Source organism: Vibrio sp. D417a (assembly GCF_030248595.1).
Taxonomy (GTDB): domain Bacteria; phylum Pseudomonadota; class Gammaproteobacteria; order Enterobacterales; family Vibrionaceae; genus Vibrio; species Vibrio alginolyticus.
The window spans coordinates 48714-74414 of record NZ_JAHGAM010000011.1; the positions used below are offsets into that span (position 1 = coordinate 48714).

General features: G+C 44.7%; 25 protein-coding genes. 13 read left to right on the top strand and 12 right to left on the bottom strand.

Going from position 1 to position 25701, the window contains the following annotated elements:
• Positions 1-3: 3 nt before the first annotated feature.
• From bamA to rpsB, 9 genes are all read right to left on the bottom strand, one after another.
• Entirely contained in the window at positions 4-2418 is a 2415-nt protein-coding gene (bamA, locus tag KI742_RS12040) for an outer membrane protein assembly factor BamA (RefSeq protein WP_005391802.1), read from the bottom strand.
• Positions 2419-2462: 44 nt separating this feature from the next.
• Positions 2463-3821, bottom strand: coding sequence for a sigma E protease regulator RseP (gene rseP, locus KI742_RS12045; protein WP_005380334.1), 1359 nt, complete (start codon positions 3819-3821; stop codon positions 2463-2465).
• On the bottom strand, positions 3821-5026 hold the full coding sequence (gene ispC, locus KI742_RS12050; RefSeq protein WP_005385353.1) for a 1-deoxy-D-xylulose-5-phosphate reductoisomerase: 1206 nt from the start codon (positions 5024-5026) through the stop codon (positions 3821-3823). Before ispC ends, rseP begins: the two co-directional genes overlap by 1 nt.
• 50 nt (positions 5027-5076) lie before the next feature.
• Positions 5077-5919, bottom strand: coding sequence for a phosphatidate cytidylyltransferase (locus KI742_RS12055; protein ID WP_005385351.1), 843 nt, complete (start codon positions 5917-5919; stop codon positions 5077-5079).
• Between the two features lie 12 nt (positions 5920-5931).
• Positions 5932-6687 carry an isoprenyl transferase gene (locus KI742_RS12060; protein ID WP_005380331.1) on the bottom strand — a complete coding sequence of 252 codons (756 nt, stop codon included), beginning with the start codon at positions 6685-6687 and terminating at the stop codon, positions 5932-5934.
• A 96-nt stretch (positions 6688-6783) separates the two neighbouring features.
• A complete protein-coding gene (gene frr, locus KI742_RS12065) occupies positions 6784-7341 on the bottom strand; it encodes a ribosome recycling factor (RefSeq protein ID WP_005385348.1) in 558 nt (185 codons plus the stop codon).
• Between the two features lie 100 nt (positions 7342-7441).
• Positions 7442-8167: a UMP kinase gene (pyrH, locus tag KI742_RS12070; RefSeq protein WP_005380329.1), complete on the bottom strand. Its 726-nt coding sequence runs from the start codon at positions 8165-8167 to the stop codon at positions 7442-7444.
• Positions 8168-8314: 147 nt separating this feature from the next.
• Positions 8315-9160 carry a translation elongation factor Ts gene (gene tsf, locus KI742_RS12075; RefSeq protein WP_005380328.1) on the bottom strand — a complete coding sequence of 282 codons (846 nt, stop codon included), beginning with the start codon at positions 9158-9160 and terminating at the stop codon, positions 8315-8317.
• Between the two features lie 132 nt (positions 9161-9292).
• Positions 9293-10021 (bottom strand): 30S ribosomal protein S2, encoded by a 729-nt coding sequence (rpsB, locus tag KI742_RS12080; protein WP_005380327.1) that lies wholly within the window; start codon positions 10019-10021, stop codon positions 9293-9295.
• 384 nt (positions 10022-10405) lie between these two features.
• Between rpsB and map the strand changes: the two genes are divergently transcribed.
• From map to KI742_RS12095, 3 genes are all read left to right on the top strand, one after another.
• Positions 10406-11284, top strand: coding sequence for a type I methionyl aminopeptidase (map, locus tag KI742_RS12085; protein ID WP_005380326.1), 879 nt, complete (start codon positions 10406-10408; stop codon positions 11282-11284).
• Positions 11285-11392: 108 nt separating this feature from the next.
• Positions 11393-14017: a bifunctional uridylyltransferase/uridylyl-removing protein GlnD gene (gene glnD, locus KI742_RS12090; RefSeq protein ID WP_213911180.1), complete on the top strand. Its 2625-nt coding sequence runs from the start codon at positions 11393-11395 to the stop codon at positions 14015-14017.
• A gap of 142 nt (positions 14018-14159) precedes the next feature.
• A complete protein-coding gene (locus KI742_RS12095; RefSeq protein WP_005380322.1) occupies positions 14160-14543 on the top strand; it encodes a DUF3461 family protein in 384 nt (127 codons plus the stop codon).
• A 67-nt stretch (positions 14544-14610) separates the two neighbouring features.
• Here the strand turns inward: KI742_RS12095 and truC are convergent, their stop codons facing one another.
• Positions 14611-15393 (bottom strand): tRNA pseudouridine(65) synthase TruC, encoded by a 783-nt coding sequence (gene truC, locus KI742_RS12100; protein ID WP_033905516.1) that lies wholly within the window; start codon positions 15391-15393, stop codon positions 14611-14613.
• Positions 15394-15397: 4 nt separating this feature from the next.
• On the bottom strand, positions 15398-15712 hold the full coding sequence (locus KI742_RS12105; protein WP_137282312.1) for a YqcC family protein: 315 nt from the start codon (positions 15710-15712) through the stop codon (positions 15398-15400).
• Between the two features lie 76 nt (positions 15713-15788).
• On the opposite strand from KI742_RS12105, the gene KI742_RS12110 reads away from it, so the two are divergent.
• A complete protein-coding gene (locus KI742_RS12110) occupies positions 15789-16826 on the top strand; it encodes a DUF3549 family protein (RefSeq protein WP_137282313.1) in 1038 nt (345 codons plus the stop codon).
• A 13-nt stretch (positions 16827-16839) separates the two neighbouring features.
• Positions 16840-17139 carry a DUF3301 domain-containing protein gene (locus tag KI742_RS12115; RefSeq protein ID WP_005380315.1) on the top strand — a complete coding sequence of 100 codons (300 nt, stop codon included), beginning with the start codon at positions 16840-16842 and terminating at the stop codon, positions 17137-17139.
• On the opposite strand, the gene KI742_RS12120 is transcribed toward KI742_RS12115, so the two are convergent.
• Positions 17099-17584 carry a GNAT family N-acetyltransferase gene (locus KI742_RS12120; RefSeq protein ID WP_005380314.1) on the bottom strand — a complete coding sequence of 162 codons (486 nt, stop codon included), beginning with the start codon at positions 17582-17584 and terminating at the stop codon, positions 17099-17101. The two genes, KI742_RS12115 and KI742_RS12120, sit on opposite strands and share 41 nt — an antisense overlap.
• A 931-nt stretch (positions 17585-18515) precedes the next feature.
• Here KI742_RS12120 and KI742_RS12125 point away from each other — a divergent pair.
• The 8 genes from KI742_RS12125 (at position 18516) to KI742_RS12160 (ending at position 25680) form a co-directional block, all read left to right on the top strand.
• Positions 18516-18809 carry a hypothetical protein gene (locus KI742_RS12125; protein WP_151515056.1) on the top strand — a complete coding sequence of 98 codons (294 nt, stop codon included), beginning with the start codon at positions 18516-18518 and terminating at the stop codon, positions 18807-18809.
• Positions 18806-19255, top strand: coding sequence for a YaiI/YqxD family protein (locus tag KI742_RS12130; RefSeq protein ID WP_005380310.1), 450 nt, complete (start codon positions 18806-18808; stop codon positions 19253-19255). The genes KI742_RS12125 and KI742_RS12130 overlap by 4 nt, the downstream gene beginning before the upstream one ends.
• A 194-nt stretch (positions 19256-19449) precedes the next feature.
• Positions 19450-20439, top strand: coding sequence for a ketoacyl-ACP synthase III (locus KI742_RS12135; RefSeq protein WP_017636033.1), 990 nt, complete (start codon positions 19450-19452; stop codon positions 20437-20439).
• Positions 20436-21422 carry an NAD(P)-dependent oxidoreductase gene (locus KI742_RS12140; RefSeq protein ID WP_137282314.1) on the top strand — a complete coding sequence of 329 codons (987 nt, stop codon included), beginning with the start codon at positions 20436-20438 and terminating at the stop codon, positions 21420-21422. The genes KI742_RS12135 and KI742_RS12140 overlap by 4 nt, the downstream gene beginning before the upstream one ends.
• Complete coding sequence (locus tag KI742_RS12145; protein WP_137282315.1) at positions 21391-22254, top strand: MBL fold metallo-hydrolase; 864 nt, start codon at positions 21391-21393, stop codon at positions 22252-22254. The genes KI742_RS12140 and KI742_RS12145 overlap by 32 nt, the downstream gene beginning before the upstream one ends.
• Complete coding sequence (locus KI742_RS12150) at positions 22242-23510, top strand: F390 synthetase-related protein (RefSeq protein ID WP_285385508.1); 1269 nt, start codon at positions 22242-22244, stop codon at positions 23508-23510. Before KI742_RS12145 ends, KI742_RS12150 begins: the two co-directional genes overlap by 13 nt.
• The gene (locus KI742_RS12155) at positions 23498-24607 is read left to right on the top strand and encodes an ATP-grasp domain-containing protein (protein ID WP_213912252.1); all 1110 of its coding nucleotides are present in this window, start codon (positions 23498-23500) and stop codon (positions 24605-24607) included. The genes KI742_RS12150 and KI742_RS12155 overlap by 13 nt, the downstream gene beginning before the upstream one ends.
• Positions 24607-25680, top strand: a complete 1074-nt coding sequence (locus KI742_RS12160; protein WP_285385507.1) for a hypothetical protein — start codon at positions 24607-24609, stop codon at positions 25678-25680. The genes KI742_RS12155 and KI742_RS12160 overlap by 1 nt, the downstream gene beginning before the upstream one ends.
• Positions 25681-25701 lie beyond the last annotated feature (21 nt).

Sequence of the window (25701 nt, forward strand, 5' to 3'; positions counted from 1 at the left end):
TCTTTAGAAAGTTCTACCGATAGTGAATGTGAAGAACTCTTCATCATCGCCATCAAATTTCTTAATTGGTTTCGCTAGTGAGAAGACTAGTGGCCCCATTGGAGACATCCACTGCAACGCCGCACCGTAAGAAGAGCGGTAGTTGGTTGGATCTGAGTAATCGTAGTAGTAACGGTCACCATATTCCGCACCTGAATCGCGGTAGTCAAACTCCGTATCCCAAACACTTGCCATATCAAAGAAGATACTGGTACGAATTTGGTTTTGTACTTCTTCTGATGCAAATGGTGTTGGGACAATCAACTCAACACTTGCTAGCGCTACGGCGTTACCACCAACAGAGTCATCTGTTGCTGTATCTGCGCCATTGTTTGAACCAGATGTATCACGGTAAACCGCTTTAGGACCAACAGAGTTTGAGCCAAAGCCACGAAGCGATGTAAAGCCACCTGCGTAGTAGTTTTCGTAGAATGGGAACAAGTTATCGTTACCATCCGTTTGACCGTAACCATTACCGTAACCTAAGCGGCCACGGAACAAGAGGGTAAACTCGTGCTTTTTAGTCAATGGCACATACTGGCGAACATCGTACTGCATTTTGAAGTATTGAACGTCAGAGCCAGGTACGGTCATTTTATAGAATGCACGTTGATGGTTACCTGCTGTTGGGAAATAGCCACGGTTTAAGTTATTACGTGTCCAAGAAATATTGAAGTCGAAGTCGTTTGTGTTCAACGCTCCACTAGAATCAATGTTGTCTGCTTGTGCTCGTAAGAACTGCTCTACCTGCAAGTAAGGCGATAAGTTACCGATCTTGTTGTGCGTATAACCGACACCGAATTCAAAACGGTTCAACTCATCGAATGGGAAGCCCCACGTTAAGCTCGCGCCATAGCTTTCGTTGGTATAGTCAACGATATTGGCTTCTTTCGCTTCAAATTCGTTATAGAAAACCTTACCACCCAAGCTTACACCGTCTAAGTTCCAGTACGGATCACGGTAATCTAGACTGATGTTTTTCTGGTAGTCATTCATCATCGCGTTGATACCAACACGGTTACCGCTACCAATAAAGTTATCTTGTTGCAGGCCAACCTGGAAGCTCACACCCGATTCTGTACCGTAGCCAACACCGAAGTTAACGCTACCAGAGTTCGCTTCTTTGACAGAATAAACTAGGTCAACTTGATCATCACTACCAGGAACTCGAACCGTCTGTACTTCAACATTTTCAAAGTAGCCCAAACGATTTAGACGAGTTTTACCCGTTTCAATCGATTTCGAGTTCAACCAACTGCCTTCCATCTGACGCATTTCACGACGAAGGACTTCATCTTTGGTTGAGTTATTACCCGTGAAGCGAATATCACGAACATAAATTCGGTTACCCGGATCTACGTTAACGACCAAAGAAACCTCTTGATTCTCGTCGTCAAACTCAGGAATGGTGTTCACTTGAGGATAAGCATAACCGGACTCACCAAGCACACGCTTAATTCCTTCTTCCATTGAAGTAACCAACGAGCCGTTGTATGTCTCATTGTCTTCAAATGGCACAAGTCTTTCGAACGTCGCTTCCTCACCAATCAAATCACCACGGAACTTCACGTCCTTAACGGTGTAAACCTCGCCCTCTTCTAGACCAAGAGTAATGTATACCCCTTTCTTGTCAGGAGAGATTGCAACTTGTGTCGAATCAACGTTAAATTTTAAGTAACCACGATCCAGGTAGAATGATTTGAGTGCTTCAATATCACCTGCAAGGACTTGCTTTTGATACTTTTCATCAGAAAGGAAATTCCACCACGGCACATCAACATTTAAGTTAAAGCGCGAAAGCAGTTCTTCATCACTGAACACTTCATTACCGATAAAGTTGATTTGCTGAATTTTTGCCGACACACCTTCAGTAAAGACAAACTTAAGGTCAGAACGATTACGTGGTAGTGGAGTAACCACCGCTTTTACTGTTGCGTTGTATTTACCTACGCTGTAGTAAAAGTCTTCTAAGCCTTTTTCAATGTTGCTTAGCGTGGTGCGGTCAAGCGCTTCACCTTCACGAACGCCAGACGCGTTCAGGTTTTCTTGTAGCTGCTCGTCCTTGATTGCTTTGTTACCTGAAAAAGAGATGCTTGCAATGGTAGGACGTTCTTTGACTTGAACCATCAGAACACCACCGTCACGCAACACTTTCACATCTTCAAAGTTACCAGATGCATACAGGGCGCGGATAATTTCTGCAACATCGCCTTGGCCAATGGTATCACCGACACGTACAGGCATTTTCAACAATGCAGCACCCAGTGCTACACGCTGCAATCCATCGATTTCAATATCTTGAACTACGAAGTTCTCTGCTCCATTTGCAGATACACTGGTCGCCAGTAAACTTGCAAATAGAATTCGCTTAATCGCCATACTTGTTCTAATTATTCCTTGCTACTGCTTTTGTCTCTGAACTATCACAGACGAGTAAAATCATTAAATAGCGCTAACGCCATGAGCGAGAAGATGATCGCACCACCAATTCTAAAGCCCATTTCCTGCACTTTCTCAGGAACAGGACGTCGAATGACTGCTTCAATTGCAAAAAACAACAAATGACCGCCATCCAACATTGGTAAAGGAACGAGGTTAATAATACCTAGGTTAACACTAATTAGAGCGAGAAAACCTAAAAAGTAGACCAAACCATAATCTGCTGTCGCGCCTGCGCCTTTGGCTATTGATATTGGTCCACTCAGATTATTCAGACCAACGTCTCCAACAATCAGCTTCTTAAGCATGCTGATTGTCAAACCAATGACTTGGCCAGTTTTGTCTACTGCTTTACCTATTGACTCGAATACACCAAACTGAAGATCGAAGCGATAACTTTCTGGCCATTCTGCGACTTTAGGTGCAATACCTGCAAAACCAACGACTTCTTTGTTAGCTAGCTCACGGCTACCGGGCGTCAGCGTCAATGTTTGCTCATAACCCTGACGTAACACCGTCAATTCAAGCGGTGTATCAGGATTAGAACGAACCGCTTCAACCACTTGCTTCCATTCGGTTACGCGTTGTTGACCAATTGCGACAACCTCATCACCTGGAAGCACACCGGCTTTTTCCGCCGCTCCACCTTGCGAGACCTGCTCGATAACTCGATACACCTCCGGTGTATACGGAGCAAAACCTAACGACTGCATCGCTGACTGAGTTTCTGGGTCGAACTTCCACTCACGTAAATCGAGCGTTTTCGTTACTTCTGAACCAACTTCATTCGCTGACGTTAGTGTTACCGTCATCAAATCATCGCCAATATGAGAAATCAATCCCATATTTACTGATTCCCAATCCGGAGTTTTGATACCAGATATCGATTTAAGTTCCATTCCAGATTCAATTCCAGCTTCCGCAACAATCGAATTGGGCGTAACTTCACCAATTACAGGCTTAACAGCCGGGATACCAATTAGAAATACCAGCCAATAGGCAAAAATTGCGAAAAGAAAATTAAATATGGGGCCAGCCGCAACAATAGAGGTTCGCTTCCATAACGGCTTCTTATCAAACGCTAGGTGCTTCTCATGTTCTGGCACCTCATCGACACGGCTATCAACCATTTTCACATAGCCGCCGAGAGGGATCATTGAGATGCTGTACTCCGTTCCGTCTTTGCCTACTTTACTCCAAATAGACTTGCCGAAACCGATTGAAAACTTTTCAACTTTAACGCCGCAACGGCGAGCAACCCAAAAGTGCCCAAATTCGTGCACGGCAACAAGAATGCCCAGTGCGACGATAAAAGAAATGAGATTCCACAATATACCAGTCATCAGCTACGCTCGCGTATGGTTTCTAGGGCAATAGTTCGTGCCATTCTATCTAGCTCGAGCAAGCTTTCCAAGCTATTCGCATTCTCAGCTTTGCAGCTTGCGTTGATTTTATTCAACACAGACTCATTGATGCGAGCAATATCGGTAAAACCTAGTCTGTTATTTAAAAATGCATCAACAGCGACTTCATTAGCTGCATTCAATGCCGTTGTTGCGTGTTGACCTTCATAACAAGCATCAATTGCGAGTTTTAAACATGGGTAACGAGCAAAGTCAGGCTGCAAAAACGTCAGCTCACCAACTTTCGTGAAGTCTAGCGGCTTAACCCCAGCTTCCACTCTTGACGGGTATGACATGGTGAGCGCAATTGGCGTCGCCATATCCGCTTCTCCCATTTGTGCCAAGACCGAACCATCACGATACTGAACCATAGAATGAATTACCGATTGAGGATGAATAACCACCTTCAGTTGTTCGCGAGCAGCATTAAATAGCCACTTAGCTTCTATATACTCAAGGCCTTTATTCATCATCGTGGCAGAATCAACAGAAATTTTTGGCCCCATCGACCAGTTTGGATGAGCGATCGCCTGAGCGGGTGTCACCTGCTCCAGTTCTGCGATGTCAGTGTAACGGAAAGGGCCACCAGATCCAGTCAACAAAATATGAGAAATGCCATGTTCTTGTAAATTGCAACGACCTAGATTGGTTTGTACTTGCTGTGGTAAACATTGGAAAATGGCGTTGTGTTCACTGTCGACGGGAAGTAGCTCTGCGCCAAATTCTTCTACAGCATCAATAAATAGCTGGCCTGACATTACAAGTGCTTCTTTATTTGCCAACAAGACTCGCTTACCTGCTTTCACGGCAGCCATGGTAGGCAATAAGCCAGCTGCTCCTACAATAGCAGCCATTACACTGTCGACCTCGTCCAGCGAAGCAATATGGCATAGCGCATCAACACCACCTAGCACTTCGGTACCTGGCGAAACCGAGTGTAGCTCAGCTTGAAGTTGAGACGCCGCAGCTTTATCTGCCATGACCGCATACTTAGGTTGCCACTGACGACATAGACCGATCATCTTTTCAACGTTAGTGCTTGCCGCTAAGGCAACGACAGAAAACAGATCTGGGTTTTGTTCGACCACTTTAAGCGTGCTTGCACCAATTGATCCAGTAGCACCAAGAATCGTTAACTTTTGCATGTTGTAAGACCGTTAGAAAGCTCAGGAGCGACGACGCCGCTCCTGATAAATTAGAATACGTAGTAAAGAAGAGCAAAAACTGGGAATGCTGCGGTTAGGCTGTCGATACGATCTAGCACACCACCGTGCCCTGGGATAATGTTACTGCTGTCTTTAATGCCTGAGACACGTTTGAACATACTTTCAACCAGATCACCAAGCACTGAAATAACGACAGTCACCAGCGTAATCAGCACCATATGGACAGGGCTAGTGAACTGGATATCGAACCAATCAGCAAATGCCCACGCTACGATTAATGCCGTGATAATGCCACCAATTAGCCCTTCAATGGTTTTATTGGGGCTTACATGAGGAGCCATCTTACGTTTGCCTAAGCTTTTGCCTGCAAAGTAGGCGCCGCTATCTGCAGCCCATACCAAGAAACAAACGTACAACACAAGCTTTGCGCCGTGGTATGGATCTACAGTGATGTCATACGCTCTGAGAATAATCACACTCCAAAGGAATGGGATTAATGTCAGAAAACCAAATACATGACGTAAAACAAAATTACTTTGCCAAGATTTCGTCGTTTTGGGGTAAGTAATCGCCATTAAGCTAGCAATAATCCACCAAACAAAACCAATACCCAAGACGACATAATGAGGTGTCGTTAAGTGATTGAGGCTATATGCATCAGGCGAGATGTATAGAAAACTAAGTCCGGTAATAATGATTGCCGGCACAAGGGCAGCAATGCGAGAGTTGCTTCCTGTAAACTGAGTCCACTCCCAAAAACCTAATAGCGTTATTGCAGTTAAAGCGGCAATAAAGCCCATTAGCGGTAATTTAAAAATGCCTAAAATAACCAGGGGAGCTAAAATTAGTGCTGTTATTATTCTCTGTTTCAAACTAACTAGTCCTTATTGAGCTGCCATCAATGCCTTTATTTGTTCACCTGTACAGCCAAAACGACGTTCTCGGTTGATAAACCAAGTCACAGCTTCTACCAAACTGTCTTCATCGAATTCTGGCCAGTACTCTGGTGTAAAGTACATTTCTGCATAAGCCATTTGCCACAACATAAAGTTGCTGATGCGGCACTCTCCACTGGTGCGAATTAAAAGATCCACTTCCGGTAGGTCTGCCATGGTCAAATGCTCAGTGATTAGCTGCTCATTGATATCCTCTACACGAATTTCACCGTTACGTGCTTTTAGCGCTAACGTTTTAGCAGCTTCTGTGATGTCCCATTTACCGCCATAGTTGGCTGCAATGTTGATCACCATACCCGTGTTATCTGCCGTTAGGTTTTCTGCTTCTACAATTTTCTTTTGTAGACGCTCACTAAATCGACTGGTATCACCGATCACGCGCAACCGTAAGTTATTTTTGTGTAGTTTTTTTACTTCACTAGACAGGACCGTGATAAACAGTTCCATCAAAAGACCCACTTCTTCCTCCGGACGACGCCAGTTTTCACTACTAAAAGCAAACAGCGTCATGGCTCTAATGCCTAGTTTTGAAGCAGCAGCCACGGTCTTACGAACGGCACTAACGCCTTTTTTATGACCAAATACGCGAGGTTTTCCTTTGGACTTAGCCCAACGGCCATTACCGTCCATAATGATGGCAATATGCTTAGGAAGGGAATCAGAGAAGGCTTGAGAATTTTGCATAGGGAGTTAATTGAGTTCCATCAGTTGGATAGACTAACATAAAAAAACGCTGAGCTGTGAGCACAGCGTTTTCCAACAGTGATGTGTGTGGGAGTATTAAACTTCCATCAACTCTTTTTCTTTTGCAGCAAGAACTTCATCGATCTTCTTAACTGCAACGTCAGTTAGCTTTTGAATTTCGTCTTGTGCTTTACGGTCTTCATCTTCAGAGATTTCTTTATCTTTTAGAAGCGCTTTAAGATCGTTGTTTGCGTCACGACGGATGTTACGAACAGCAACACGACCACCTTCAGCTTCACCACGGACGATCTTAACTAGGTCTTTACGACGCTCTTCCGTTAGCGGTGGAAGTGGAACGCGGATGATAGTGCCAGCTGACATAGGGTTTAGACCAAGATCAGACGTCATGATCGCTTTTTCTACTTTCGGCGTCAGCTCTTTATCAAAAACCGTGATTGCAAGTGTACGTGCATCTTCAGCAACAACGTTTGCTACTTGGTTTAGAGGTGTTGCTGCACCGTAGTATTCTACAGAAATACCAGATAGTAGGCTTGGGTGTGCACGACCTGTACGAATTTTAGAAAGGTTGTTCTTAAGCGCTTCAACGCTTTTATCCATGCGCTCTTGCGCGTCTTTTTTGATTTCGTTAATCACAGTTTCACCTTAAAAATGTCATCTTTCCTGAAGAAAGCCTAAAACGGTTGAGCAAAGCAAGCACCACCCTAACGCTTTGGAGTGGCACCTTAAGCCAAGCTTATTCGTTGATGAGCGTGCCTTCTGCTTCGCCCATTACCACGCGACGTAGTGCGCCTGGCTTGTTCATATTAAATACGCGGATTGGCATTTTGTGGTCACGAGCTAGCGTAAACGCCGCCAAGTCCATAACTTTCAGCTCTTTATCCAGAACTTCTGCATAAGATAGCTTATCATACAGCTCTGCGTCTGGGTTTGCTACAGGGTCAGCAGTAAATACACCATCAACTTTCGTCGCTTTTAGTACGACATCCGCTTCAATTTCGATACCACGTAAACAAGCAGCAGAATCCGTTGTAAAGAACGGGTTACCAGTACCAGCAGAGAAGATGACAACTCGGCCTTGGCGAAGCTCACGGATCGCATCAGCCCAATTATAGTCGTCACATACGCCTTTTAGAGGGATTGCAGACATAACGCGCGCATTTACGTATGCACGGTGAAGAGCATCACGCATCGCTAGGCCATTCATTACTGTAGCAAGCATACCCATGTGGTCACCAACTACGCGGTTCATACCAGCTTCAGCTAGGCCTGCACCACGGAACAAGTTACCGCCACCGATAACTACACCAACCTGAACACCCAGTTCAACCAGTTCTTTAACTTCTTGTGCCATACGATCAAGGACCGCAGGATCAATACCAAAACCGTCTTCACCTTGAAGAGCTTCACCACTCAGTTTTAATAGAATACGTTGATACGCTGGTTTAGGGTTCGTAGTCATGGAGTTTACCTTCCAAAGAGAGTTGTTGATTAACAGTCATGAATAGACACAACTTCAGTTATGGCTATTCATCACGGCTAATCGTTCACTGCTCATAAAAAGACCGCAGCCTTGGCTACGGTCTAATCTTTATACAGTCTCTAAGGATTAACCTTTTTGAGCTGCTGCAACTTCTTCAGCGAAGCTCATTTCTTCTTTCTTCTCGATACCTTCACCTACTTCTAGGCGAACGAACGTAGAAACTGAAGCGCCTTTTTCTTTCAGCATTTCGCCTACAGTTTTCTTAGGTTCCATGATGAAAGCTTGACCTGTTAGAGAGATCTCGCCAGTGAATTTCTTCATGCGGCCAACAACCATCTTCTCAGCGATTTCAGCAGGCTTGCCTTCGTTCATTGCGATTTCAACTTGAACCGCTTTCTCTTTTTCTACTACGTCAGCTGGTACGTCTTCTGGGTTAACGAACTCTGGCTTAGAAGCAGCAACGTGCATTGCAACGTGCTTAAGAGTTTCTGCGTCGCCTTCACCAGCAACAACAACACCGATTTTCTCACCGTGACGGTAAGAAGCGATTGCAGTGCCTTGAACGTATTCTACGCGACGGATAGTGATGTTTTCACCGATTTTAGCTACTAGAGCTACACGTGCGTCTTCGAATTGTGCTTGTAGTTCTTCAACAGAAGCTTTTGAAGCTAGAGCTGCAGCTGCAACTTCTTCTGCGAATGCAGTGAAGTTACCGTCTTTAGCAACGAAGTCAGTTTGGCAGTTAACTTCAAGAAGAACAGCAACGCCGTTTTCTTCTTTGATGATGATTGCGCCTTCAGCTGCAACGTTACCAGCTTTCTTAGCTGCTTTCGCTGCGCCAGATTTACGCATGTTTTCAATTGCTAGTTCGATGTCAGCGTTTGCTTCTACAAGCGCTTTCTTACATTCCATCATGCCAGCGCCAGTACGCTCGCGAAGTTCTTTAACTAGAGCAGCAGTTACAGTTGCCATTCTGTCTTCCTCGTTTGATTCGAAATAAGGTAAAAAACAGGGGCCTAACATTGTCGGCCCCCATTGCTAACTATAACTTAGTTTATGCTACACAAAGGTTTCACATAGACCAAGTGTGACACAGAGCCGCTATTATTCAGCTTCTACGAAACCGTCTTTTTCAGCAACTGCAGCTACGTCTTTGTTACGACCTTCAGATACTGCTGAAGCAGCAGCGTTCAGGTATAGCTGTACAGCGCGGATCGCGTCGTCGTTACCTGGGATTACGTAGTCAACGCCGTCTGGGTTAGAGTTAGTATCTACCACAGCGTATACTGGAATACCTAGGTTGTTAGCTTCTTTAATTGCAATGTGTTCGTGATCAGCGTCGATTACGAATAGAGCGTCTGGTAGGCCGCCCATGTCTTTGATACCACCAAGAGATTTCTCTAGCTTCTCCATTTCGCGAGTACGCATTAGAGCTTCTTTCTTAGTTAGTTTGTCAAAAGTACCGTCTTGAGATTGAGTCTCTAGTTCTTTTAGACGCTTGATAGACTGACGAACTGTTTTGTAGTTTGTAAGCATACCGCCTAACCAGCGGTTGTTTACGTAAAACTGGTTGCTTGCGATTGCAGCTTCTTTAACAGCTTCAGATGCAGCGCGCTTAGTACCTACGAATAGAACCTTACCTTTCTTCTCGCCAACTTTAGCTAGTTCAGCTAGAGCGTCGTTGAACATTGGTACAGTTTTTTCTAGGTTGATGATATGAACTTTGTTACGAGCGCCAAAGATGAATGGCTTCATTTTTGGGTTCCAGTAACGAGTCTGGTGACCGAAGTGAACACCAGCTTTTAGCATATCGCGCATTGATACAGTTGCCATTTTAAAATCCTCTATGGGGTTAGGCCTCCACATTCCCCATAACTCCGACCAAGCTTCTGCTCAGCACCCCGGAATATGTGACGGAATGTGTGTGATTTAAAGATAAAAGGTTATTCGGATGAAGCTTGCTTCGCCGCTTAACTTTGCTAAACGAAGAGAACAGTCCTCTATTCCGGCGCGCTTTATACCATATTTTAGCTCACTGTGGCTAGTAAAAATTATTTCTTCACCGAGCCACTTTCTCCTATTTATAAGCAAAACTTTAAACATATGATCGAATTAAGAATGATGCATATTCCTATCTAACTTGGGTTAACGCCCCGATGTCTGATAGAATGCGGCCATTCGCACGTTTACGTGCTTAGGAATAAGTAGAGAAAGCCAATGTCAATCAAGATTAAAACTGCTGAAGAAATAGAACGCATGCGCATTGCGGGCAAGCTAGCCGCAGAGATTCTAGAAATGATCGAACCACACATCAAAGTTGGTGTGACGACAGAAGAGTTAAACAAAATCTGTCATGAGTACGCTCTAGAAAAAGGCGCATACTCTGCTCCGCTTGATTACCATGGTTTCCCTAAGTCGATCTGTACTTCAATCAACCATATCGTATGCCACGGTATTCCAGCGGAAAAAGACGAAATCGGTAGCAACGGCCAAATGAAGCCGGCGGTACTAAAAGATGGTGACATCTTAAACGTTGATATTACCGTAATCGTTCCAAATGATGAGAATGCCGATCTGAGCGTGCGTCCTCAGGGTTACCATGGTGACACTTCTAAGATGTTCCTAGTCGGTGATGTTTCGCCTGCAAACAAACGTCTGTGCATGGTAGCTCAAGAAGCACTGTACGTTGGTATGCGTACCGTTAAGCCAGGTTCAACGGTTGGTGACATCGGTACAGCTATCGAGAAGTACATCAAAGAGAATAACAAGAACAATCCTCGCAACAAGTTTTCTATTGTGAAAGACTTCTGTGGCCACGGTATCGGCGATGAGTTCCATGAAGAACCACAAGTGGTTCATTACAAGAACAAAGACCGCCGCGTATTAAAAGAAGGCATGTGCTTTACTATTGAGCCGATGATTAACGCAGGTAAATTTGGTTGCTCTGTTGATGCACAAGATGACTGGACTGTTTACACGGGCGACGGCAAGAACTCTGCGCAATGGGAACATACCATTGTTGTAACAAAAGAAGGTTGTGAAGTACTGACGCTTCGTAGCGACGATACGATTCCTCGCCTAATGAAAAACGCGTAAAGCTGACGACCACTCGTTGTTTACTATATCCCTGCTTCGGCGGGGATATTTTTTATCTGCCGCAAATTTGTTAGATTGTTATTAGATTAGCTTGCACGGATGGCAAATATGACACTTCAGTCCCCTCTTACCTTTTCCGATGAACAAATCAATATCGGTGAACTCAAACAAGAATTAGAGAAGTTTAGCTCTAATCAAAACCAAGAGTTTCTCAATCATCATCCGGTAACAAGCTTGGTTTTAGCCAGAGCTGAATATATGGATCTGCTTCTCAATCGTTTGTGGCAACATTTTGGTTTCAAGGATATTTACAACATTTCCCTAGTTGCCGTTGGTGGCTACGGACGAGGCGAGCTGCATCCGCTCTCCGATATCGATATTTTGATTCTGTCGAACAATAAACTGCCAACCGCGTTAGAAGCAAAAATCAGCGAATTCATTACGCTGTTGTGGGATTTAAAACTCGAGGTCGGACACGCTGTTCGCACCGTTACTGAATGTGCTGAAATTGGTAAAGCCGATCTAACGGTCGCGACAAACCTGCAAGAAGCGCGACTGCTGTGTGGAAGCGAGGACACCTTTCAGGCACTGAAGAAAGTCGTGTTATCAGACTCCTTCTGGCCAAGTGAGACGTTTTACCGCGCTAAAATTCAAGAGCAGCGCGAACGCCATGCACGTTACCACGACACGACCTACAACTTAGAACCGGACATTAAATCAACCCCTGGCGGGCTGCGCGATATTCATACATTAAGCTGGGTCGCTCGACGTCACTTTGGTGCGACTTCATTGTTGGAAATGAGCCGATACGGATTTTTAACTGACGCAGAATACCGAGAATTGGTTGAATGTCAGGACTTCCTTTGGCGAGTACGTTTCGCTCTGCACATGGAGCTTCGCCGCTATGACAACCGCTTGACCTTTGCTCATCAAGCACAAGTTGCGGAAAATCTAGGCTACGTCGGAGAAGGCAACCGAGGCGTAGAAATGATGATGAAAGAGTTCTACCGCACGCTTCGTCGTGTGGCAGAGCTCAATAAAATGCTACTCAAACTCTTTGACCAAGCGATCATTAATGGTGGGGCGACAGAAAGTGCCGAGATTCTCGATACGGACTTTCAACGTCGCGGTTCTTTAATTGAAGCGCGGAAACCCGCATTGTTCCAAGCTCGCCCAGAAACTATTCTGGATATGTTCTTACATATTGCTAACGACTCAACTATTGAAGGGGTGAGCCCACCAACGCTGCGTCAACTGCGCACCGCTCGGCGTCGGCTCAACAAGTTTTTGCACACCATTCCTGCTGCGCGTGAAAAGTTCATGGCGTTATGTCGTCACCCTAATGCTCTTCACAAAGCATTCAGCCTCATGCACCGATTAGGGGTTATGGCGGCCTATTTACCGCAATGGAGTCAGATTGTTGGTCAAATGCAGTTTGACTTATTCCATGCCTACACCGTTGATGAACACAGTATTCGCTTACTTAAACACATCAACACTTTTAGTGACCCAGAAAATCATGCGAAGCACCCTATTTGCTGTGACGTCTACCCTCGGATGCAAAAGAAAGAGCTGCTGATTATTGCCGCTATTTTCCACGATATCGGGAAAGGTCGTGGCGGCGATCACTCGATTATCGGTGAAGGAGAAGCGTACGACTTCTGCATTGATCATGGTTTATCGAAGCCCGAAGCGAAACTTGTCGCTTGGTTGGTAAGACATCATCTATTAATGTCTGTCACCGCACAGCGCCGAGATATTTATGATCCTGATGTCATTACCGAGTTTGCCAAAAAAGTCAGAGACGAAGAATCTCTCGATTATCTTGTATGCCTGACAGTTGCAGATATTTGTGCAACCAACCCAGAACTTTGGAATGCTTGGAAACGAACTTTACTTGCGGAGCTGTATTACTCCACACAACGTGCTTTACGTAGAGGCCTAGAGAACCCTGTCGATGTGCGTGAGCGAATTCGCCACAATCAACAAATGGCCTCCGCAATGCTGCGCAAAGAGGGGTTTGCCGCGCGCGAAATTGAAGTATTGTGGCAACGCTTCAAAGCTGACTACTTCCTTCGTCATACCCATACGCAAATCGCGTGGCACTGCGAACACTTACTTCGCATGGAAGATCCGACTAAGCCTTTGGTGTTGATCAGTAAAAAAGCCACTCGTGGCGGCACTGAGGTGTTTGTATATACGAAAGACCAGCCTGCTTTATTTGCGACGGTCGTGGCGGAGTTAGATAGGCGTAATTTTAATGTACACGACGCGCAAATCATGACCAGCAAAGATGGGCACGTGATTGATACCTTTATGGTACTCGATCAACATGGCGAAGCGATCGATGAGTCTCGTCACGCGGCAGTGATTAAACACCTCACTCATGTACTGGAGGCAGGCCGACCAACCAAGATTAAAACGCGCCGTACTCCGAACAAACTTCAGCACTTTAACGTGAAAACCAAAGTCGACTTCTTACCAACCAAAGGTAAAAAACACACTTTAATGGAGTTTGTCGCGCTAGACACACCAGGGCTGTTGGCCAAAGTAGGCCGTACGTTTGCTGATTTAAATATCAACCTTCACGGTGCAAAAATCACCACCATTGGTGAGCGAGCAGAAGACTTGTTTATTTTAACCAGTGATGCTGGGGGAAGGTTAAGTGAAGAACAGCAAGATGAGCTAAGAGAGAGATTGATCGAAAAGTTATCTGATGAGGTCGCAGCTTAGATCAAACCTGCCAACCTTTTCGGTTCAGGGCGAGAGCGATCTTGCCCACAAGTTAAGCATTTTGGCTAAATATCAGCTATCTAGCTCATACATAGGCTGCTACAGTTATATCAATATCAATTCGATGTAATAGAGGTAGCCTATGTATCCCCACCTCACTGGTTTGGGCATTCACGACCCTAAGCAGATTGAACGTTATTCCCTACGCCAAGAAGCACACAAAGACGTACTCAAGATCTATTTCCACAAGCAAAAAGGCGAACTATTCGCTAAAAGCGTTAAATTCAAATACCCACGCCAAATCAAAAATGTTCTTGTTGATAGTGGCAGTCACAAATATAAAGAAGTAACGGAAATCAACCGTAACCTCACATTAGTCATTGATGAGCTGAATAAAATCACTAAGCCAACGAAACAACCTGAGGTTGATGTAAAAGAGAAAATTCTTTCAGACCTTCGTCATTTAGAAAAAGTCGTTTCGAGCAAGATCGCAGAGATCGAAGCGGATCTTGAAAAACTAAAGTAAAACGTTAAGTCTTAAATATTAAAAAGGGTTAGCATTGATGCTAACCCTTTTTATTTGTACTCAATCATTATCTAGATCTAACTGCGCCGATTATCGGTTCATCCCACTCAAATCGAGTAAACAATTGCTGCCAAGTTTCATCAAGATTGGCCGTCATGACAATCTCTTGATCGGTAAATGGATGGACAAACCGTAACTCTGAAGCATGCAGTAGCAAACGATGAGAATCAAACTCTGTGCGATACAGCTTGTTGTGCTTTCCATCCCCGTGCGTTGTATCACCCACGATCGGATGGCGTAGATGTGCCATATGACGACGAAGTTGGTGCTTACGCCCCGTTTTAGGTTTCATCTCAACTAAGCAATAACGCGTTGTAGGAAATTTACCCGTCGAATAGGGAACCTCCACTTTAGCCAACGGCTTATATTCCGTCACCGCTTCTTGCGCTTCTTTTTCTTGTGAAGCGAACTTATCAGCAATCTTGTCTAACTCCACTTTGAGTGCGTAATCCAAGACGCCCTCTTCCTCAATCCAACCGCGTACTATCGCGTGGTATGTCTTTTCCATTTTATGTTCAGCAAACATCGGCATGACTTGTGATGCGACTTCACTCGACAACGCAAACACGAGCACACCAGATGTTGGACGATCCAGACGATGCAATGGGAACACATGCTGACCAATTTGGTCGCGCAAAGTTTGCATGACAAACTGAGTTTCGTGTTTATCTAACCAACTGCGATGCACTAACATGCCTGCAGGCTTGTTGACCGCTACAAAATATTCATCCTGATAAACGATCTCCAGCTCAACTGGTTCTGAAGATCGCGTTAGTTCTTGTTCTAGCATTCGTTTACTTACACAGTTCGTCAATGGTTCGGATTGTAACGAGCAGCTCGGCGAACTGCGGTTCCTGCTTCCACGCTTCTGAAAAATAGGGCTCGAGAGAAAACCCTCTTGGCAGTGGTTGGTTATTTTTCACTAGTGCGTGCATTCTGGCTATAAAAATCCACTGCAACCACTCATGAGGGTGCAACGTATCAATCGCAAATGGCTCCGCACTTTGTAAGGCTTGCTCTGAAGGCATAGTGTGTTGCCACAACTTATGTTCTTTAAGCTGCGTTTCAAGTTGGTGAAGTAAGTCGACCAATTGAGTATTTGTTACCATTAATTCTATCTCGAACCTTGAATTAGCCGAGAATGATACCATTTCTTGTGAAAAGAACGTTAGGACGTCGTATTTAATGGAAAACATTCAAACCCTCACTCAACTGTTGAACAACAGCCACTGTGATTATCAAATCTTCGATCTTGGTCGTCGTATCAAAACCATCGCTAAGAAAGAGTTTGCCGATGTAGAAAAAGGTCAAGCACCGTACCCATTCCCAATGCAGCGTAGAGCACACCTTGCCATCGCTTATTGGAATGAACAAAAGCAACCTTGGATTTGGTTTCTTAAGTTTGAATTGGACGAGCGCGGTTTGTTAAAGCAAGCGGATATCGGCAATTTCATTAAATACGTCGTGGAGGCTATGGGAACACGCCTCAATGATGATATCACTGAAGAGCAACAGCAAAAGCTGTCTAACAACCCATACACTTTCAAACCTTCCGAAGATAAAATGGCCGTGTTTCATAGCCAGGTCCGCGCAAACCTCAATCTTCCTACCAGCCAATATTACGAGCATACCCAGCATTACTTTTCTGGAGGTTTAGGCTGGGATAATTGGCAAACTGTAGGTCTGCAAGGTATCACAGACATAGCCGCTCGCCTGGACAAAGAACAAAACGGAGTAATGATACGCAAAGCGTTGAACCACCTACCAAATGAGCCACTTTATGCCCTATTAGGTGCGCTTGAGCATGTAGAGCTACAAGAGCGTTTAGCAGAACGTATCGCAGAAAAGGCACAGCAAGAAATCGCAAGTAGCGAACCTGATCTCTTCCTACTTTCAGCACTTATCCGAGCCCTTGCTGGTGCACCAACAGAAGTCGCCTCTCCAGTATTAGATGCGATATTGCATAGCCCTCGTTTAAGCCATCAGGAGGTATTGATTGGTGTGGCGGGTCGCGCTTGGCACTTACTCGCCAATGAAAAGGTAGCAGAACAGTTTTTGCTGCGTTTAGCTCAAACCGGTAATCAAGCCCTATTTAATCAGTTATTTGCCGATTTAGTGATGCTGCCAGAGTTAAGGATGGTGTTATTGCCTTTACTGCATTCAAATCCATCAGAGGAACTAGCAAATGCGCTAGTAAGCTTACAACAAACAACAAAAAGCTAAGAAAGGTTCAGGAATGATTGGTGATCTTTTAGCAATTTTAGGGCTCTGCTTTTTCTGTTACCTGTTTTGGCAACAGCGTCGCCAAGCCGAACTCGCAAAAGCGGCCATCACGCGTAAATGTGAGCAATTGGATCTCCAATTAATCAGCATCGCCTTTGGTGCCCATAAACTAAAAACGCCAGACGGAGTCTGGCGTTGGCATACGGTGTATCAATTTGAGTTTTCATCTCTTGGTGACGATTGCTACCAAGGAGAGTTAACCATGGTCGGTTTCAGGCCGCAGAACTTTCACCTACCACCGCATCGCTTGTAAATTCCATTTCAAAGTAAGGACCATATATATCCTTACTTTCTTTTGTTTCAACAAATCCCAGCTTTTTCAGTACTGCCATAGAAGCTTGATGATTGCTATTCACGTTAGCTTTCACCTTATTCAAGCCCAATTCACGGCACGCTTTGGGGAAAAATGCTTTTAGTGCTTCTGTTGCCAACCCTTTACCCCAATATGATTTATCAAAAATAAACCCTAATTCAGGTTCGGAATCGAGATTAGCAATGAACACGTGCCCCATATAGTCACGACTGGTGCTCTCTAGCACTGCCATACTATAAATGTTCTCATCATCCAGTATTTTCTCAAACATCTGTTTGGCAGACGCAACTGTATACGGACCATTCAATTCAGCACGGTTTTTCGCACAGCAATTCAGCATGACGAATTCTAGTTGCAACGACTCATTGTAGGGTAGAAGAAGCATTCTTCTGGTTACTATGGCCACATCTGTTCCTTGATTACAACAAACTTAATCTATCCGCAGATCACAAACTCGATGAGCTGAACATGCTCAATGATTGCGGGCATAACACCTTGTAGAGAAGCCGAAAGTTAAACCAACTGGTTGGAAAGGATATTGATCTGAGTTGTTTTTTATTAAGTGTTATTAGGAATTTATATATTTTGTGACATTGATATCCCCGAGTCACTCGGGGTGCTTAACTCAAGGAGAACACTGGATGTCGTTTTTATATAAGAAAGACCCCGACACATAAGTATCGGGGTCATGGTCTTACTCGCAGCAGTCCGGCTACTAAAAGTGCTCCATGCATCATCCATAATAGTGGCTGATTCCGTCAGCTTATTCCTTACGTCGCCGTCCTAGCGGTGTCCTTATCATCCTGACTGCTAACATTCCTCGTTAGCACACGTCACTTGTTCCTTGAGCGGTGTCCCTTGCATCTTCCTGATGCTGTCCATAGCCTCAATCCTAGAGGGGTCCATTGTCTATCCTTAGTCATCAACATCCTATTGATGATCGTATCCTTACAATGTCCTACGCTCCATGCTTGATTAATCATCCTGACCAACCAAATCGTCTTCCTGACGATAACCAAATCCTTGGTGCTTTCCTGTTCCATGTCTGCTTCCTGCTGACAACTCTCAATTTACGCCTTTTCCAAAAATAGACAATCTATCCAAGATAAATATTTGGCTCTCACATTGGTTAACAAGTTGTTAAATCATTATTTATCAGAAACTTAAGCTCTTCAGCTTCTCTTTTTCCGCTTACGAAATCGTTTTCTCTCACAACCTATGTAAGAGATCTCTCACACTACACTCTCCAAAATGCCATTCGCCAAATTAGCGCACTCAACGTATGATGATAGATATATCGTTGTTAAGGATTAAAAATGTTAACTCAAGACGTTACTAAAGAATTAGAAGCGGCAATGGAACAGTTGCAACAACAAGGAAAAGAGCCAACCGTAGCGTTAGTGAAAGCACGCTTGAAAACGCCAGTTCCAATGCCAGCATTAATCACCGCAATAAAAAGTTGGAAGAGTGCTCAACGCGTACCCAAGGTTGAAATCGCAGCACAACACCACACCGATAATGATCGTCTTGAAGCCCTAGAACGCACCGTAACAATGCTAGCCATTCGTATTGAAGAGTTAGAAGCGAAACTCAGTGAGAAGTCATCATGAAGTTATGGGTAGATGCAGACGCGTGTCCGAAAGTTATTCGCGAAACCATTGTGCGTGCCGCCGAGCGTACGGGGATTGAATGTACGTTTGTCGCTAACCACGTTGTCCCTGTGCCGAAAAGAGACAACATCCACTCGCTACAAGTCCCTGCGGGATTTGACATCGCAGACAACGAAATCGTCAAGCGTGTGGAAGCCAACGATTTGGTGATCACGTCAGATATTCCGCTTGCAGATGAGGTTATCTCTAAAGGCGCTCAAGCCCTCAGTTCTCGTGGCGAGCTCTATACAAAAGACACCATCAAAGCTCGCCTAAATATCCGCGACTTTATGGAAACCATGCGTTCAAGCGGAATTCAGACAGGTGGGCCCGCCGCGCTTTCTCAAACCGATCGACGCGAATTTGCAAACCATTTGGATCGTATTTTGGCGAAATTTAAGAAGTAACCCTCACTCTATTCAAATTGAGCCAGCAAATAAAAGCCTGGCTCATTCCTGAAAATTCATTCTCAGCATTGCACCCAAAGCGTGCTCTTACTCCCATTTGTTTTGTTCTGTTTATTTTTCATCTTGCTCGCCATAGCTTCAATATGCAACGTGGTTTATTTTGAACGACGTTTTTAATAAGTGTATAGAGAATAATGGGCTTTAACATCGTTTCCAGTGGAAGCTACCTGCCAACGAATCAATGGTCTGATCGAGAGATGGATCGCTTCCTAAAATTAGCGCCAGGGACCTGCCGAAATAAATTCGACGTTGAATATCGTCATGTAGCCAATACAAAAGAGACCGCTATTTACATGGCAATGCAGGCAATAGAGCAGTGTTTAGGAAACACACATACCTTAAGCTCCGTTGATCTTCTTATCTACGCTAGCGGCACACACCACCAGTCTCTACCCTACGACGCCTCAGCGGTTCTCGCCGCGTTAGACGCTCCAACATGGCTAGAAAGCTTTGATTTGAACAGCACCTGTTTATCCTTTCTCTCTGCGCTTGATCTTGCTCAGAGTCTATTCTTAGCAAAACGGTACCGTCGGATTCTTATTGTCACCAGCGAACTCGCCACTGGCATCACACTGAATCGAAATTTTACGCTCAAACCAGAAGTTGCAACCTTATTCGCGGACGGTGCCGCCGCATTTTTGCTCGAAGAACACGACGATGATGGATTGCTCACCAGTCACTTTGAAACGCATCATACCGGGTATTCATTTTGTCAAATTAAGGGCGGAGGTAGTCATATCAATCCGCATACCTCCGAGCATCAAGCCTATTTAAAAAGTTGCCAGTTTGAGATGGAGGGCAAAGCACTCTTTAAACATGTGCGTAAAGCCTTACCAGCGTTTCTAAAAAAAGGGTTTGACGCCTCTCCGGTAACACTCGGCGATATTGATTATTTTCTTCCTCATCAAGCCAGCGCGCATGGATTAAAAAAACTGCCTTCACTCACCGGGCTACCAACAGAGAAAACCGTTAATCACTTTTCGACTTTGGGAAACCAAGTCGCCGCCTCACTCCCAATTAACTTACACTGGCTGCGTAATCAGCCAGAAACCGCAGGAAAACATGTGTTATTAGCTGGCACCGCCGCAGGGTTGTCGCTAGGGATGGGAGTGCTAAAACTATGAAGATATTGGTCACTGGTGGCAGCGGGATGTTGGGTAGCGCAATTCTGAGAATGTTTCACCAGCAGCATGAACTGCATTTTATAGCACGAAATACAGTCATCGCTAAACAACTCGCCGAGCAATTCGATGTTATCCCACATATAGTCGATTTAAGAGACCACTCAGCAGTTCATGCGGTATGCCAAGGTATGGATGCAATCATCCATTGTGCCGCTCTCTCAAGCCCATGGGGAAAGTGGCAGGCGTTTTATCAAGCCAATGTAGATGCCACCAAAAACCTCGTCAATGCGGCTAATACCTATCAAATCTCGCGTTTTATCCATATTTCCTCCACCAGCGTCTACTTTGACCATCAAGACCGTTGGAATATTCGAGAAACCGACGCCATAGCTTCATACTGGTGTAATGATTACGCACACACAAAATACCTATCGGAAATTGAAGCCGTAAAAGGCCAAAGCAAAGCGATCATTTTAAGACCACGTGGCATTTTTGGACCCAATGATCGCGCGATTATCCCAAGAGTGCTTAAGGCGATAAAAAACAACACTCTGCTTCTGCCATCGGGTAGAAATCCTGTGGTTGATCTGACCTATGTCGACAACGTTGCCCATGCAGCGATGCTCGCTTGCACTCAGGCAGACCAACTTCAGCATGGTGATGTGTTCAACATTTCCAACAACGAACCAATGCCAATTGAGACTGTTCTGCAAGCTTTATGTGAGGGGTTAAACCTAAAAGTAACGTTACAATCATTACCATACGGCGTTGTATCACCATTATTAAAGCTCAGTGAGCAAATACGAAGGCACTTACCACATCAGCCAGAACCAAGGCTCACCTCATACAGCGCAGGATTGTTTAACTACCATCAAACTCTGGATATCAGCAAGGCGAAACAAACACTGAATTACCAACCGCTTTTTTCAATTCAAGAAGGAATACAGCAGTATGCAAACTGGTCTAAAAATAAAAATCTTTGAGGCTGGACACTGCGTACACCCAGGCTTTGTTGTCAAACCAGGTTCTGGTATCAAGCCTAGAGCATTTCCGGCAGCCGTTGCGTTAATTCAGCACCCAACACAAGGCAACATCCTGTTTGACACGGGATATCACGAGCATTTTTTTAGCGCGACTCGCCCCTTCCCTGAACGTTTTTATGCTTGGACAACACCTTGTCGCTATAAAAAAGAACACGGAATTGTTGCGCAGTTAGCAAAAGAAAGTCTCAAACCTCATGATATTGAACACTTAGTACTCTCCCACTTCCATGCTGATCACATTGCTGCCGTGTCTGAGTTTTCCCACTCTCAATTGCATTGCCAACAAAAAGGGGTAGATGCAATTACTAAAAGTGGTCGAATTGTAGGCGTAAGAAAAGGATACCTAAAAGCTCTACTTCCTCCACAGCTTGAACCTAACTTATTCATTCATAGTGATTTTTCTGTACCAATCAGCCAAATTCTTCCTCAGTGCCAAGGTGTTAATTTGCTCTGTAAAGACATGTTCGACGATGGATTTATTTATATGGTTAGCTTGCCAGGCCATGCAGCTGGCCAAGTGGGCTTGCTAGTTAAAAGAGACCAAAGTTGGCTGTTCTTACTCGCCGATGCATGCTGGTTAATCGAGAGCTTGAGTGAAAATATCGATCAACATTGGCTGGCGAACATGCTTTGCGATGATACAAAAGCCTATAAAAACACCCTCTCCGAGTTGAGAAGTTGCTACCAACAAACCCACCACTTTGTTCGCTTCGTGCCTTCACATTGTCAGGAAACTATCCAGCAGCTAATCAAAGAAGGATGGATGAAGTGAGAACGCTTATCTCAGAATTCTGGCGAACCCGCTACCGCCCCTTCGGCTCAAGGGAACAAGTCGAAACATGGCAGCAACAACACTTAACGCAACACTTGGATTGGGTATGCCGTCATTCACCGTATTACCGCTCACTTCAAGGCGCACCACTCAGTGATTTCCCTATCATGAATAAGCAAACCATGATGGAGAACCTCTCGGAGTTGAATACGAAAGGCTTAGATGCTGAACAGCTAATGCAACAAGCACTCGACGCAGAACAGTCACGCAACTTCGCCGCTTCGAAAGTTGGCGATGTTACTGTTGGGCTTTCTTCGGGCACATCAGGCATGCGCGGGTTGTTTCTTGCTGACAAACAGGAAACACAACTATGGGCTGGCAATATATTGGCTCGCCTGTTGCCCAACCTATGGCAAAAACACCGAATTGCTCTAGCCTTGCGCGCCAACAGCCCACTGTATAAATCCGTCGCGAAAGGGCCTGTAACATTTTTTTATGCCGATTTAACCAAACCTTACCAAGAATGGATAAAAGAGCTGGATGAGTTCCAACCCACGCTTTTGGTTGGTAGTGCGCAAGCTCTTCAGCTCTGCGCCCAGTTCAGCGGTCAATTTGGTCAACCCGCAATTCAACCACAGCGGATCATTTCTGGTGCAGAAGTCCTAACCGAGAGTGACCGTCACTTTATTTCTCAACGGTTCGACAGCGAACTCCATGAAGTCTATCAATGTACTGAAGGTTTTCTTGCATGTACGGATCAGCATGGACAAATGCGCTGGAATCAAGATGTTGTTTACATCGAAAAACATTGGCTGAATACCGAACGTACTCATTACAGCCCAATCATTACCGATTTTCGTCGTAAAACTCAGCCAATTATTCGTTATCAGCTCGACGATATTATTGAGAATAAACAGGATAATGGCGTATTTGAACCTCTTGGCGCAATTGCCGGACGATGTGGTGATCGCCTCACGCTAAACGCAAACCACGTCCCAGTGACGGTGTTACCAGATCTCGTCTACCGCGCTATAACGCTATTTGCCAAAGGTCGCGTGGATTACCGAATCACCCAAACAGGGTCACAAGCCATTCAAATTGAAGCGGATTTTCACCACCATCGGGTTATACATCAAGCCTTGATAAAGTTGTTTGACCAATTGCGGCTTGATCCTGTCAGATTTAGTTACCGCCCTGCGCCTATTTGGACGCCAATGAATAAACAACGACGTGTGGTGAACATATGCGGGTCTTAATCACCGGAGCCCGAGCACCAGTTGCACTAGAGTGGGCAACCATGTGTATGCATCATGGACATGACGTAATTCTCACCGATTCGCTAAAAAAACCTCTAGGATCGTTTTTGCGAGGCATCAAGTCTTATATCCCCACCGCTTCGCCTCGATTTGCGTTTCCCAACTATCAACAGCAGATCCTAAAAATCATTACTCAGATGCGTATTGATATGGTGATACCCACTTGTGAAGAAGTGTATTACTTGGCTCATGTTGCCAAACAATGCCCAGAAGTAGATTTTTTTCTGCCCAATGTAGGACTACTCAATGCCCTGCACAACAAGTTGACCGTCTTTGAACAGCTTCAAGATTTGCCAGAAATTACACTTCCCAAAACTCGTTTGGTCGCTGATAAAAGTGAGATTGAAATTAATAAGAGAACCGTTCTAAAGCCCGTTTACTCTCGGTTTGGCGGGCAAGTCATAAGAGATGTGACGACTCAGTCTATTTCTGCCGCCACGATATCGCCCCTTTTCCCTTGGGTTCAGCAACAAAAAATCCATGGGACTCCGGTGTGTAACTATGCCATTTTTGAACATGGTGACCTTAAAGCACACCAAGCTTATGTGCCGAAATACTGTGTAAACGGCTCGGCCGCCAGTGCTTTTCAGCCGATCTCGTGCGAACGACTAGATAGATTTATCGCAGCTTTTGGTAAACGTCATACTTATCATGGGCAAGTGTCGTTTGACTTCATCAAATCACAAGATGAACTCTACGTGATTGAATGTAACCCAAGAGCCACCAGTGGTTTGCACCTACTCTCGTCTCGATGCAACCAACTGCTTCCTAATATGGAGTTTACCAGTCCTTCCAAGCAGCGATTGCATCATTTAGGTCCAATAACACTCATCGCGGAAGGTGGATTATCCCTGTTCAAGGCTCGAACTTGGCAAGATTGGTGGTCTGGAGTGAATGTGATGCAACAGCATAACTTACCGGCCGGGAGCCAAATCCGGAGTATGTTTGAATTACTCCGGTTAGCTAGGCAGAACAAGACGAAGTGGAGCGACGCTTCTACCGTTGATATTGAGTGGAATGGAGAGGCATTGAACTAATGACGCTTTCCTCTCAAGAATGGCATAAAACTTTTTTCACTCTTATGCAGTCGAATCCCATTGATGAATGCACAGCAAGCTTTGGTTGCTACTATATCGATGATGTTGCCATTCCCTACTCCGTAACACCAAAAATACCAAACAACTGTTATGCCGTGTCCCCTATGACACTGCTTAGTGGCTACGCCGAAGAAGAGCTTCACAAAGTCAAAAATGTGGCTGTTAGATGGGTATGTAAGTTACTTATTAATATGACTAAACCAATCTTATCACTGGCTGGATTGGATCAAGTCCAAACGCTCAACAATCAGTGCTTGTCCACCAATATGTATAGCGAACAATGGGCAGCCTTAAATCTCGATGAACTGCGTCGCGTCGCACTCGATCAATACCCCACCTTTCCCTTGGTGCTTCGCTCCCTCAACCAGCGTCAGCATTTACACTTAATTCAGCGATTGAAGCAGCCAAAATGGCAAAGCTTGGTAACACGACAAGTGTATTTACTTGATGATTGGCAAGCGTTCAGCTTCAACCGAGATTTAACGAAAGACTTCAAACTGCTTAATGATAAAGATTGGCAGTTTAGGCCACTGACCACTGATGAAGAATTTCAGCGTGCCAAAGAGTTATATGACATGCTTTACCTTGATAAATACAGCATCAATAACATCCAGTTTTCAAGCCAATATTTAAAACAGGCGAGCCAGAACAAATTAGTACATTTAGTGGGACTGTTTTATCAAGAAGAGATGCTGGCTACGTTAGGCATTGTAGAAATTGATAATGATATGACTTGCCCAATTTTTGGCTACGATACCAATAAGCCACAACGCCTCGCATTGTATCGTCGAATATCGGCCTATACCATCCGCCATGCCATGATATACCAGCGTCGCTTTAATATGAGCTCAGGTGCTCCGGCTTTTAAACGCAACAGAAAAGCCCAGCCAAAAATTGAATTTAGCTATGTGTATATTGCGCACTTACCCTGGTACAAACGCATAATTTGGAAAAGCTTGTGCTGGCTCACTCAGCACTTTTATCGCCCTTTGTTGATACGTTTTCAGCTATAAACCGACATCTATAATCAGGTA

What these genes read in the sequence shown, in the direction of transcription:
- KI742_RS12060 (WP_005380331.1), bottom strand. Translation starts at nt 6,687, where the DNA reads ATGCAAAATTCTCAAGCCTTCTCTGATTCCCTTCCTAAGCATATTGCC.
- truC (WP_033905516.1), bottom strand. Translation starts at nt 15,393, where the DNA reads ATGCTAGAACAAGAACTAACGCGATCTTCAGAACCAGTTGAGCTGGAG.
- rpsB (WP_005380327.1), bottom strand. Translation starts at nt 10,021, where the DNA reads ATGGCAACTGTATCAATGCGCGATATGCTAAAAGCTGGTGTTCACTTC.
- tsf (WP_005380328.1), bottom strand. Translation starts at nt 9,160, where the DNA reads ATGGCAACTGTAACTGCTGCTCTAGTTAAAGAACTTCGCGAGCGTACT.
- map (WP_005380326.1), top strand. Translation starts at nt 10,406, where the DNA reads ATGTCAATCAAGATTAAAACTGCTGAAGAAATAGAACGCATGCGCATT.
- KI742_RS12125 (WP_151515056.1), top strand. Translation starts at nt 18,516, where the DNA reads ATGTTAACTCAAGACGTTACTAAAGAATTAGAAGCGGCAATGGAACAG.
- KI742_RS12110 (WP_137282313.1), top strand. Translation starts at nt 15,789, where the DNA reads ATGGAAAACATTCAAACCCTCACTCAACTGTTGAACAACAGCCACTGT.
- KI742_RS12140 (WP_137282314.1), top strand. Translation starts at nt 20,436, where the DNA reads ATGAAGATATTGGTCACTGGTGGCAGCGGGATGTTGGGTAGCGCAATT.
- glnD (WP_213911180.1), top strand. Translation starts at nt 11,393, where the DNA reads ATGACACTTCAGTCCCCTCTTACCTTTTCCGATGAACAAATCAATATC.
- KI742_RS12135 (WP_017636033.1), top strand. Translation starts at nt 19,450, where the DNA reads ATGGGCTTTAACATCGTTTCCAGTGGAAGCTACCTGCCAACGAATCAA.
- KI742_RS12145 (WP_137282315.1), top strand. Translation starts at nt 21,391, where the DNA reads ATGCAAACTGGTCTAAAAATAAAAATCTTTGAGGCTGGACACTGCGTA.
- bamA (WP_005391802.1), bottom strand. Translation starts at nt 2,418, where the DNA reads ATGGCGATTAAGCGAATTCTATTTGCAAGTTTACTGGCGACCAGTGTA.
- KI742_RS12160 (WP_285385507.1), top strand. Translation starts at nt 24,607, where the DNA reads ATGACGCTTTCCTCTCAAGAATGGCATAAAACTTTTTTCACTCTTATG.
- pyrH (WP_005380329.1), bottom strand. Translation starts at nt 8,167, where the DNA reads ATGACTACGAACCCTAAACCAGCGTATCAACGTATTCTATTAAAACTG.
- KI742_RS12115 (WP_005380315.1), top strand. Translation starts at nt 16,840, where the DNA reads ATGATTGGTGATCTTTTAGCAATTTTAGGGCTCTGCTTTTTCTGTTAC.
- KI742_RS12155 (WP_213912252.1), top strand. Translation starts at nt 23,498, where the DNA reads ATGCGGGTCTTAATCACCGGAGCCCGAGCACCAGTTGCACTAGAGTGG.
- KI742_RS12105 (WP_137282312.1), bottom strand. Translation starts at nt 15,712, where the DNA reads ATGGTAACAAATACTCAATTGGTCGACTTACTTCACCAACTTGAAACG.
- rseP (WP_005380334.1), bottom strand. Translation starts at nt 3,821, where the DNA reads ATGACTGGTATATTGTGGAATCTCATTTCTTTTATCGTCGCACTGGGC.
- KI742_RS12120 (WP_005380314.1), bottom strand. Translation starts at nt 17,584, where the DNA reads ATGCTTCTTCTACCCTACAATGAGTCGTTGCAACTAGAATTCGTCATG.
- KI742_RS12150 (WP_285385508.1), top strand. Translation starts at nt 22,242, where the DNA reads ATGGATGAAGTGAGAACGCTTATCTCAGAATTCTGGCGAACCCGCTAC.
- KI742_RS12130 (WP_005380310.1), top strand. Translation starts at nt 18,806, where the DNA reads ATGAAGTTATGGGTAGATGCAGACGCGTGTCCGAAAGTTATTCGCGAA.
- ispC (WP_005385353.1), bottom strand. Translation starts at nt 5,026, where the DNA reads ATGCAAAAGTTAACGATTCTTGGTGCTACTGGATCAATTGGTGCAAGC.
- KI742_RS12095 (WP_005380322.1), top strand. Translation starts at nt 14,160, where the DNA reads ATGTATCCCCACCTCACTGGTTTGGGCATTCACGACCCTAAGCAGATT.